This window comes from Burkholderia sp. Se-20378, from assembly GCF_017104665.1.
In the GTDB taxonomy this organism is placed as follows: domain Bacteria; phylum Pseudomonadota; class Gammaproteobacteria; order Burkholderiales; family Burkholderiaceae; genus Burkholderia; species Burkholderia lata.
On sequence record NZ_JAAGPG010000296.1, the window covers coordinates 1 to 10,434 of the forward strand.

9 protein-coding genes and 1 pseudogene are annotated in these 10,434 nt (G+C 66.7%); 5 read left to right on the top strand and 5 right to left on the bottom strand.

Annotation, left to right across the window (positions count from 1 at the left end; genetic code table 11):
- Positions 1-408: pseudogene (locus G3N93_RS25635) on the bottom strand (M23 family peptidase); the annotation flags it as partial.
- A 340-nt stretch (positions 409-748) separates the two neighbouring features.
- Here G3N93_RS25635 and G3N93_RS25640 point away from each other — a divergent pair.
- Positions 749-1,615: a mechanosensitive ion channel family protein gene (locus G3N93_RS25640; protein ID WP_206134227.1), complete on the top strand. Its 867-nt coding sequence runs from the start codon at positions 749-751 to the stop codon at positions 1,613-1,615.
- 51 nt (positions 1,616-1,666) lie between these two features.
- Here the strand turns inward: G3N93_RS25640 and G3N93_RS25645 are convergent, their stop codons facing one another.
- On the bottom strand, positions 1,667-3,064 hold the full coding sequence (locus G3N93_RS25645) for a DUF389 domain-containing protein (protein WP_206134228.1): 1,398 nt from the start codon (positions 3,062-3,064) through the stop codon (positions 1,667-1,669).
- Positions 3,065-3,413: 349 nt separating this feature from the next.
- Here G3N93_RS25645 and G3N93_RS41720 point away from each other — a divergent pair, with 349 nt between their 5' ends.
- On the top strand, positions 3,414-3,611 hold the full coding sequence (locus G3N93_RS41720; RefSeq protein ID WP_241026695.1) for an NUDIX domain-containing protein: 198 nt from the start codon (positions 3,414-3,416) through the stop codon (positions 3,609-3,611).
- A gap of 207 nt (positions 3,612-3,818) precedes the next feature.
- Here G3N93_RS41720 and G3N93_RS25655 read toward each other — a convergent pair whose 3' ends face one another.
- The 3 genes from G3N93_RS25655 to G3N93_RS25665 form a co-directional block, all read right to left on the bottom strand.
- On the bottom strand, positions 3,819-4,952 hold the full coding sequence (locus G3N93_RS25655; protein WP_206134229.1) for a branched-chain amino acid ABC transporter substrate-binding protein: 1,134 nt from the start codon (positions 4,950-4,952) through the stop codon (positions 3,819-3,821).
- 76 nt (positions 4,953-5,028) lie between these two features.
- Positions 5,029-6,105 (bottom strand): ornithine cyclodeaminase, encoded by a 1,077-nt coding sequence (locus G3N93_RS25660; protein ID WP_174939613.1) that lies wholly within the window; start codon positions 6,103-6,105, stop codon positions 5,029-5,031.
- A gap of 68 nt (positions 6,106-6,173) precedes the next feature.
- Entirely contained in the window at positions 6,174-7,211 is a 1,038-nt protein-coding gene (locus tag G3N93_RS25665; protein ID WP_206123381.1) for a histone deacetylase family protein, read from the bottom strand.
- A 115-nt stretch (positions 7,212-7,326) separates the two neighbouring features.
- Between G3N93_RS25665 and G3N93_RS25670 the strand changes: the two genes are divergently transcribed.
- The 3 genes from G3N93_RS25670 (at position 7,327) to mqo (ending at position 10,339) form a co-directional block, all read left to right on the top strand.
- The gene (locus tag G3N93_RS25670; RefSeq protein WP_174914363.1) at positions 7,327-7,815 is read left to right on the top strand and encodes an Lrp/AsnC family transcriptional regulator; all 489 of its coding nucleotides are present in this window, start codon (positions 7,327-7,329) and stop codon (positions 7,813-7,815) included.
- A 64-nt stretch (positions 7,816-7,879) separates the two neighbouring features.
- Positions 7,880-8,167, top strand: coding sequence for a hypothetical protein (locus tag G3N93_RS25675; RefSeq protein WP_174939616.1), 288 nt, complete (start codon positions 7,880-7,882; stop codon positions 8,165-8,167).
- A gap of 528 nt (positions 8,168-8,695) precedes the next feature.
- Positions 8,696-10,339 carry a malate dehydrogenase (quinone) gene (gene mqo, locus G3N93_RS25680; RefSeq protein WP_374196515.1) on the top strand — a complete coding sequence of 548 codons (1,644 nt, stop codon included), beginning with the start codon at positions 8,696-8,698 and terminating at the stop codon, positions 10,337-10,339.
- The last annotated feature ends 95 nt before the right edge of the window (positions 10,340-10,434 follow it).

The window sequence follows — 10,434 nt, forward strand, 5'->3', positions numbered from 1 at the left end:
CCTCGACGCGTATGCGCGCTCGACCGCCCCGCGCGCCGCGTCGCACAGCACGCGGTAGGCCACGCAGGCACCGAAGCGCGCAACGGGGTCGTCGCGTTCGCCGGCCGTCGGCACGGCCAGCGCATGCGACGCGTAGGCAACGTCGAGCGGTGCGGCCGTCGAGGCATGCAAACCGCCCCACGTGGTGCGCGCGGCATTGAAAAAGGGCACGTCGACAAGATCGGCCGTCACGGGCGCAAACGGCGCGGCGTCGTGAGACGCGTATGCCACCACACCCGGTGCGCCGGCCACACAGACCGCCGCGATGACACCGCGCAGCAGCGTGCGGCGCATCGGGAAACCGTGAACGCCGTGCCGTGCGGGTTGACCTTGTTCGCGTGCGAGACGGAAACGCAGGTCTAACCGCATGACGTCGTCACTCGCTGAATGTCAGTGAAAAATCGGGAAACAACCGGGTGTCGCGGAGGAACGATCGTCGCGACCCGGTAACGTGAAAACGAGTGTAGCGGCGCGATCGAAGCGGTTGAATAGGACTAATCTCATTTGATTGAAAAGCCGCTTCGTACTAGATCGAAACCGCGATTTCACGGCCTGACGGCATCGCTACGCGGCATTCGACCCCACCCGTTCGCGCGAACCATTGTGCGTCGCGTACAGTCGAACGCTGCCGGCGCGTAAGCGCAAGCCCGCCCGACCACGGCGGGCGCGCCACGCGTCGCGCACTGTTTCTTCCAACCGGAATCCCGTCATGTTGCTCGATCACCTGCACCCGGAACGCTGGACGTTCCTGTGGAACGCACTGTCCACTCTTTCCCTCAAGCTATGCGCCGGCCTGGCGTTGCTCGTCGCCGGCTGGTGGCTGTCGAAACGCATCGGCAACTGGCTGAACCGTCTGCTCTCGAACAAGGAACGCGTCGACGACACACTGCGGCCGATCCTCTGCGACGTCGCCGTGTGGGGCATCCGCATCGTCGCGATCGTCGGCGCGCTATCGCAGCTCGGCATCGAAACCGCGAGCCTCATCGCGGTGCTCGGCGCGGCCGGCCTCGCGATCGGGCTCGCGCTGCAGGGCACGATGCAGAACATCGCGGCCGGCATCATGCTTCTGCTGCTGCGGCCGTTCAAGGTCGGCGACTATATCGACGGCGGCACGGGCGTCGCGGGCACCGTCGACGAGGTCGGGCTCTTCATGACGCGGCTGACGAAGCCGGACGGCATCTGCGAATACGTGCCGAACAGCGCGCTGTGGGGCAGCTCGATCCGCAACTACACGCGCAATCCGACGCGCCGCCTCGATCTCGAAGTGGAGGTGTCGGTGCACGACGATATCGATCGCGCGCTCGACGCGCTGCGCGCGCTGGCCGCGGCCGATCCCGACGTGCTGCAGGATCCCGCGCCGGACGTGATGGTGATGCGCTTCGACGACAGCACGGTCGTCGCGAACATGCGCGTGTGGACGCACACTGACAAGTTCTGGGCGATGCGCTGGCGCCTCGCGCGCCAGGTGCGCAAGACGCTCGCCGACGCGAATTGCGCGCTGCCGATCCGCACGCGCGAGCTGCACATCGTGCCCGACACCGACCGTCAGCCCGTGAGCCTCGGCAAGCGGGCCTAGCGCGGGCTCACACGGCGACCGGGCGACACGGCGACCCGACGCGGCGCCGCGTCAGCCCGCCACGACGAGCCGCACCGGCTTCGGCCCCAGCCGCACCTTCAGCCATGCTTCGAGCCGGGCGCGTTCCGCGCGCGGCATCGGCTTCGCCGTCGACACGACGAAGGTCGGCACCGCGTCCGCGCCCGGCGCGCTCGCGGCGCCATCCCACTCGAACGCATTCGCATACCGAACCTGCCGCACCTGCGGATACTGCACGCTCAGTTCATGCGCGACCCGATCGAGTTCCGCGCGGTCGGTGGATTGCGCGTCGAGCTGCCGCTGCAGTTTCGCGATCGCATCGTCCTTGTCCTGCGCGTCCTGCTGCGCGACCGATTGCGCCTCGACGAGCTGCTGCGCGAGCGTCGCCTTCAACGACGTTTCGAGCGCGCGCGCATCGATCCGCTCGTCCCCGGCCTGGCGCACGACGAGCGTCGCGTGCGTCAGACCGTATCCGGGCAGCTTCGACGACAGCGCATCGAGCCGGTGCTGGTCGACGCGCTGGCCGACGAGCACCGCGTCGATGGTCCGCTTGACCGGATCGATGTGCTTGCTCGCGACCACGCTCAACGGCAACGACAGTTCGGTCTTGATGAACTGCTCGGCGCGCGCGTTGAACACTTCCTGCGTCACGAGACGGTAGGCCAGCACGACGCTCGGCACCGCGGTCGCCAGCACCGCCGCCAGCACGAAGCGCCGGACGTTGCGCTGGACCGCGGCGTCCACGGGTGCCACCGGCTTCGCACGAATCACCCACGTGACGATCACCGTCGCGAATGCAATGAACACGCAATTGATCGAGAACAGGTAGAACGCGCCGGCAAAGTACTGCAGGCTGCCGTGCGCGAGCCCGTAGCCGGCCGTGCACAGCGGCGGCATCAGCGCGGTCGCGATCGCGACACCGGGGATCACGTTGGTCTTTTCGCTGCGGGTCGCGCCGACCATGCCGACCAGGCCGCCGAACAGCGCGATCAGCACGTCCCAGATGCTCGGCGACGTGCGGGCCAGCAGTTCTGAATGCTCACCCGTGAGCGGGCTCAACGAGAAGTACAGCGTCGACGTCGCGAGGCTGATCAGCGTCGCGATGCCGAGATTTTGCAGCGACCGGCGAATCAGCCCGAAATCGTAGATGCCGATCCCGTAGCCGAGGCCCATGATCGGCCCCATCAGCGGCGAGATCAGCATCGCGCCGATGATCACCGCCGTCGAGTTGACGTCGAGACCGATCGACGCGATCGCGATGGCCGACATCAGGATCCACAGATTCGTGCCACGCAGCCCAATCCCGGCACGGAGGTCGCGATCGATCGATGCGTAATCGGCCTGCCCTTCACGCAGGTTGAAGTACTGACGCAGCACGAGCCGCATCTTCGATGCGCGACGCGGCGGCCGATTGCCTTCGATATTGTTCATGTTGGTTTCCGGAAAACGGTCGGGTGCGATGCGCGGCGGGCGGGCCGGCTGAACGGATTGTGCCGCAAGGCTGGCGGCTGGGCCACCCCCGCGGTTTCGAGGCGGCCCGATGCGGTTTCGCGCGCTGTCGCACGTCAAATCAGGCCCGTCTGATTCACCGCTCCGCCTGACGTCGCGACAATGACCATACCGGACGAGACGGCCATTCCGTCCGGCACCCTGGCAGTGAATCTCTCCGTTCCTTGCCGCCCGTTGCGGGCGGCGTTTTTGCCCGTCGATTCGACGTGCGGACCTGCAATCAGGAAATCATCATGAAAGAACGTGCGACCGGATCCTGTCGGTCGCGCGATTGAATGCCCGCTGGGCGCTACCCGGCGGCAAGCCGCGCCCCGGTGAATCGCTGCGCGACGCCGCGCGCCGCGAGCTGCTCGAAGAAACCGGGCTCGGTGCGGCCACGCCCGCCATCTGTCCCGGATCGCCGGCACGCACAAGCGGCATCACGTGTTTCTCGCCGACATCGCTCCGGACGCGATCGCGCACCCGATGAACAAGATCGCGCATTGCGCGCGGATCGACTCCGAATTGCTCGGGTCGTTGAATTGCAGCCAGTCGACGCCGCTCATCGCCGAGCGTGCGTTCGACTGGCTGCCGCCGCCCTGCCTCGTGCCAGGTGTGGTCGGCCATGACGTGATCGCCGGTATCGCGCCCCGAGGTCTGCGCCTGCGGTGGTCGCGCGATTCCGGTTCGTGCTGCGTTACATCTTCACGATATCGAGCAGCGCCTTCTTGCCGCTCTTGTACGTGAACACCGAGATCGCGCCGTGCTTCAGGTCGCCCTGCGGCGTGAAGCTCGTCTCGCCGATCACGCCTTTGTAGTCGGTCGCCGGCATCGCGGCCAGCACCTTCGCCGGATCGGTCGAGTTCGCGCGCTTCATCGCGTCGACGATGATGTTCACGGCGTCGTACGAGAACGGCGCATACACCTGCATCGGCTGGTGATAACGCGCTTCGTAGCGCTTCGCGAACGCCGCGCCGCCCGGCATCTTCTCGAGCGCGATGCCGGCTTCGGAGCACACGACGTTGTCGGACGCCGGGCCCGCGAGCTTCGGCAGGTCGGTCGAGCAGACGCCGTCGCCGGCGAGGATCTTCGCGCGCATGCCGAGCTGGCGCGCCTGCTTAGCGAGCGGCCCGCCCGTCGCATCCATGCCGCCGTACATGATCGCGTCCGGGTTCGCGCCCTTGATCTTCGTGAGGATCGCGCGGAAGTCGATCGCCTTGTCGTTGGTCGCGTCGCGCGACACGACCTTCATCCCGGCGGCCTGCGCGGCCTTCTCGAACTCGGTCGCGAGGCCCTGCCCGTACGCGGTCGAATCGTCGACCACGGCCACCGTCCTGATGCCCATGTTCTTCGCCGCATACATCGCGAGCGCCGGCCCCTGCTGCGCATCGGTCGCCACCACGCGATAGGTCGTCTTGAAGCCCTGCTGCGTGTAGGTCGGGTTGGTCGCGGCCTGCGAGATCTGCACGACGCCGCCGTCGCGATAGACGCGCGACGCCGGAATCGACGTGCCCGAGTTGTGATGGCCGACGACGCCGATGACCTTGTCGTCGACGAGCCGCTGCGCGACCTGCGTCGCGGTGCGCGGATCGCCCGCGTCGTCCTGCGCGTCGAGCTGCAGCGTGACCTTCTTGCCGCCGATCGTCAGCCCCTTCGCATTGATTTCCTCGACCGCGAGGCGCGCGCCGTTCTCGCTGTCCTTGCCGAGGTGCGCGATCGCGCCGGTCAGCGGCGCGACGTGGCCGATGCGTACGATTTCGTCCGCGTGCGCGGACAGCGCACACGTGAGCGCGGCCGCCGCGGCGAATGCCGTCATGGGATGTCGAAGCATGTCTGTCTCCTGGTCAGTCTGGTGGGCCCCGTTCAATGCGGGACGTGTTGTGGTTCGGATGACGAAGCGGTTGCGGTCAATGGTGCAGCGCTTCCTGCACCGCACGGCCCATCCCGGCCGGCAGCACGGCGTTCTCGCCGCGCGTCGCGACGCCGTACAGGTCCTTCGGATCGCGCGGCGCGGGAATCAGGTCGAGCTCGATGCCGATCTCGCGCTCGCGCGCCGCCGCATTCAGGTAGCGCAGCGCCGAGAAATCCTCGAGTGCGAAGCCGACCGAATCGAACACCGTCACCTGCGCATCCGATTCGCGGCCCGGCTCGGCGCCCGACACGATCCGTGCGAACTCGATCACCGGGAAATCCGCCGGCATCTGCTGGATATCGCCTTCGATGCGCGTCTGCGGCTCGTATTCGACGACGACGCGCGCGCGGCGCAGCACGTCCGCATGCAGCTCGGTCTTGCCCGGGCAATCGCCGCCCACGGCGTTCACGTGCATCCCGTCCTCGATCATGTCCGGCGTCAGGATCGTCGCGTTGGTCTTGTCGGCGGTGACCGTCGTCACGATGTCCGCGCCGCGCACGGCGTCCGCCGCCGACGCGCAGCGGATCACGCGCAATCCCTCGAACGGCGCGAGGTTGCGGATCAGCTTGTCGGTCGCGGCCGGATCGATGTCGAACACGCGCAGTTCGTCGATGCCGAGCATCTCGTGGAACGCGATCGCCTGGAATTCGCTCTGCGCGCCGTTGCCGATCAGCGCCATCGAACGCGCATCGGCGCGCGCCAGAAAGCGTGCGACCAGCGCGGAGGTCGCGGCGGTGCGGATCGCCGTCGTCAGCGTCATCTCGCTCAGCAGCAGCGGATAGCCGGTATCGACGTCGGCCAGCACGCCGAACGCCATCACGGTCAGCAGGTCGGCCTTGGTGTTCTTCGGATGGCCGTTCACGTACTTGAACGCATACAGCCGCGCGTCCGACGTCGGCATCAGCTCGATCACGCCGTCGGTCGAATGGCTGGCGAGGCGTGCGGTCTTTTCGAACGTCTCCCAGCGCCGGTAGTCCTGCTCGATATACGAGGCCATCGTCGTCAGGATCTGCGTCATCCCGACTTCGGCCACGAGCGTCGATACGCTCGTCACATCCAGATATCGCGTCATGCCTTTGCTCCACGGTTGCGGCGGCCGGCACGGGGCACGGCCGCCGTTGAAACGGTCGGCGCCGCGCGTTACGCGCGCCCTTCGAATCCCAGCAGCACGTTGACCGCGTTGATGCCGATCTCGTCGACCATGTAGCCGCCTTCCATCACGAACAGCGTCGGCACGTTCAGGCGCGCGAGCGCCGCGCCGATGCGCAGGTAGTCGGGCGAGCGCAGCCGGAAATGGCTGATCGGGTCGTGCTCGAAGGTATCGACGCCGAGCGAGACGACGAGCGCGTCGGGTGCATGCGCGGCGATCGCGGCCGCCGCCTGGTCGAGCGCGGCCGAGTAGGTGTCCCACAGCGTGCCCTTCGGCAGCGGCAGGTTCAGGTTGAACCCTTCGCCCGCGCCGATGCCGCGCTCGTCCGCATAGCCGGAGAAGTACGGGTAAGACACCGGCGCCTCGCCGTGGATCGACGCGAACAGCACGTCCGCGCGGTCGTAGAAGATGTCCTGCGTGCCGTTGCCGTGGTGGAAATCGACGTCGAGCACCGCGACGCGCGCCGCGCCCTGCGCGATGCAGTGCTGCGCGGCGATCGCCGCGTTGTTCAGGTAGCAATAGCCGCCCATGTACTCGCGGCCCGCGTGGTGGCCGGGCGGGCGGCACAGCGCGAACGCCGCGCGCGTCGCACCGCTCGACAGCAGGTCGGCGCCGGTGAGCGCGGAGTTCGCGCTCGCGCTCACGGCATCCCATGTGCCGGCGTTGATCGGTGCGCCGGCGTCCATCGCGTAGAAGCCGAGCTTGCCGTCGATGAACGCGGGCGCGGTGGCTGCGGCCGGCATCGCGCGCACCGGCCACACGAGCGGCAGCGCCTGGCAGGTGCGGCCCGTGGCGGTCCACTCGTCCCACGCGCCGGCGAGGAAATCGACGTAGCGCGCGCTGTGCGCGGCCGCGTAGCTGGTGCGGTCGAACGGCTTCGGCGCGATCACGTCGCCGAGGCCGGCGGCACGCACCTGCGCGAGCACCGTTTCGGCGCGAAGGGGGTTTTCGAACGAATCGGTGATCGCGCCGTCCTTCAATTCGACGCCGCGATGCAGTTGGTGATCGCTGCTGTAGACCGTAAGCATGGTTGACCGTTGCTGTGAGGGTGGCAACAGTTTATTGACCGCAACCGGCAATAGCTTTGCTTTCGACGCGCGCCTTTCGTACAATTTTGAGAAAACCGCCTACGGAATTCCGGAAATGAGCAAAAATCGCGCTTCGGCCGAACTGGATGGCGTCGACCGCGCCATGCTGCGCCTGCTGCAGGACGACGGCGCACTGTCGAACGCGACGCTCGGCGAGAAGCTGTCGTTGAGCGTCACGCCCTGCTGGCGCCGCCGCAAGCGGCTCGAGGACGAAGGCGTGATCACCGGCTACCAGGCGAACCTCGACCGGCGCGCGCTCGGCATGAACGTGTTCGCGTTCGTGCAGGTGACGTTCAACATGCATTCCGACCAGGATTCCGATCACTTCGAGGACGTGATCCGGCAACACGACGAAGTGACGTCCTGCCACAAGATCACCGGCGCGGCCGACTACATCCTGCAGGTCGTCGCGGCCGATCTCGACGCGTATGCGGAATTCGTCGAGCGCGTGCTGCGCAAGCAGGCCGGAGTGTCGTCGATCCAGTCGAGCCTCGCGTTGCGCGAAGTGAAGTTCTCGTCGCGCGTGCCGGTGCCGGGCGACTGAACGAGGCGGTGAGCATGCAGGCTGCCCCCGATTCTCCGAATCTCATCCCATGGAGCACTACTTTATGAAGCGATTCATCCCGTCCGTGCCGCTGGCCGCCACGCTGGCCTGCGCGTTTGTCCTGAGCGCCTGTGCCGCGCCATCCACGCCGCCGGCGCAATCGTCGGCGCCGGCCGCACCGCCGATGGTCGGCGGCGATCGCGATGCGCACGGCTGTATCGGCTCGGCCGGCTATTCGTGGTGCGAAGCAACGCAACAATGCGAACGCCCGTGGGAACTCGCCAAGCAGAAGGGCTTCGCGAATTCGGCGCAGGCGTACGACCAGTTCTGCCGGAACGGTGCCGCGAAGTAAAGTGACGTGACGTCACGCGATCGTGTCGCGGCGCACTGCCGCGACACGACGCAGCCCCCTCGAAATCCCCTCCCGATCCCGCGCAGTTATCCCCAGCTTTCCCGCTTCCCGCGACCGTCATTCCGGAAACCCGGACACGCAAAAAACCCCACGAAAACAACGGTATTTTTCGTTTGTGACACAGCAAACGAGTTCGGTTACATTACGCGCCCCTTGCCATCCCGCCCCCGCAAAACGCGTCGCGCGCGGCCTCTTTCCACGCAGCCTGAAGCACCTTCCGCTCAGGCTTGCCGCAAGGGCCCGGGCGCGTTGTGCGCCACTGTGACGCAGGCGCTTGCCTGCCCGCAGGAAGCCGTTCCGAAGGTGTCCTTCCCGACGGTTTCGCGTGCGCAAATGCAACGGCGCGCGACGTCGATCCGGAATTCCGGATTCGCGATCCGGATCTCCGGATACGTGTTTCGCCACGATCGATACGCGCGCCGGGCGGCTCGGCAAACCGATGCATCCAAGTTGAAAAAGGGATCTGCTGTGATCAAAACGTTACGGGTAATACTGTCGGCGCTCGCGCTGTGCGTCGCGACTTCGTCCGCGCATGCCGCCGATACGAAGAAGGTCGACGTCCTGCTGGTGGGCGGCGGCATCATGAGCTCGACGCTCGGCGTCTGGCTGCACGAGCTTCAACCTGACTGGTCGATGACGATGGTCGAGCGCCTCGACGGCGTCGCACTGGAAAGCTCGAACGGCTGGAACAACGCCGGCACCGGCCACTCGGCGCTTGCCGAACTCAACTACACGCCGGAGAAGGCGGACGGCAAGATCGACATCTCGAAAGCGATCGAGATCAACGAGTCGTTCCAGATCTCGCGCCAGTTCTGGGCGTGGCAGGTCAAGCAGGGCGTGCTGAAGAACCCGCATTCGTTCATCAACTCGACGCCGCACATGAGCTTCGTGTGGGGCGACGACAACGTCCGCTTCCTGAAGAAGCGCTACGAAGCGCTGCAGGCGAGCCCGCTGTTCCGCGGGATGCAGTATTCGGAAGACTACGACCAGATCAAGCAGTGGGTGCCGCTGATGATGGAAGGCCGCGACCCCAAGCAAAAGGTCGCGGCGACGTGGACGCCGATCGGCACCGACGTGAACTTCGGCGAGATCACGCGCCAGTTCGTCGGCTACCTGAAGACGCAGCCGAACTTCACGCTGTCGCTGTCGAGCGAAGTGCGCGAGATCTCGCGCAATGCCGACGGCACGTGGCACGTGAGCTGGGTCAAGCTGCACTCGGATGAGCCGGCGCAGTCGGTCGACGCGAAGTTCGTGTTCATCGGCGCGGGCGGCGGTGCGCTGCACCTGCTGCAGGCGTCGGGCATCCCCGAGGCGAAGGACTACGGCGCGTTCCCGGTCGGCGGCTCGTTCCTCGTGACGGAGAACCCCGAAGTCGTGAAGCAGCATCTGGCGAAGGCGTACGGCAAGGCGTCGGTCGGCTCGCCGCCGATGTCGGTGCCGCACCTCGACACGCGGATCATCGACGGCAAGAAGATCATCCTGTTCGGGCCGTTCGCGACGTTCTCGACCAAGTTCCTGAAGAACGGTTCGTACTTCGACCTGCTCAAGAGCACCAACACGCACAACGTCGCACCGATGATGCGCGTGGGCGTGGACGAATTCCCGCTGGTCCAGTACCTCGCCGGCCAGCTGATGCTGTCCGACGACGACCGCTTCAACGCGCTGAAGGAATACTTCCCGAACGCGAAGAAGGAAGACTGGCGCCTGTGGCAGGCCGGCCAGCGCGTGCAGATCATCAAGCGCGACCCGGTGAAGGGTGGCGTGCTGAAGCTCGGCACCGAGATCGTCGCGTCGCAGGACGGCAGCATCGCTGGCCTGCTCGGCGCATCGCCGGGCGCGTCGACGGCCGCGCCGATCATGCTGAACCTGATGAAGAAGGTGTTCAAGGACAAGGTCGCGACGCCCGAGTGGCAGCAGAAGATCCGCCAGATCGTGCCGAGCTACAGCACGAAGCTGAACGACAGCCCGGCGAAGGTCGTCGAGGAATGGACGTACACCAGCGACGTGCTGCAGCTGTCGCCGCCGCCGAAGATCGACGTCACCACGCCGTCGCAGGCCACCGGCACCGCGCCGGCCCGCCCGGCGAAGGCGTCGGCCGACATGGCGCTGTAACGCACCGAGCGCCGCGCGACACCGTTGCGCCGCATGACACGGCCGCCCTCCGGGGCGGCCGTTTTTCTTGGCGGGTCGCGGGCGAAACCGCCCGG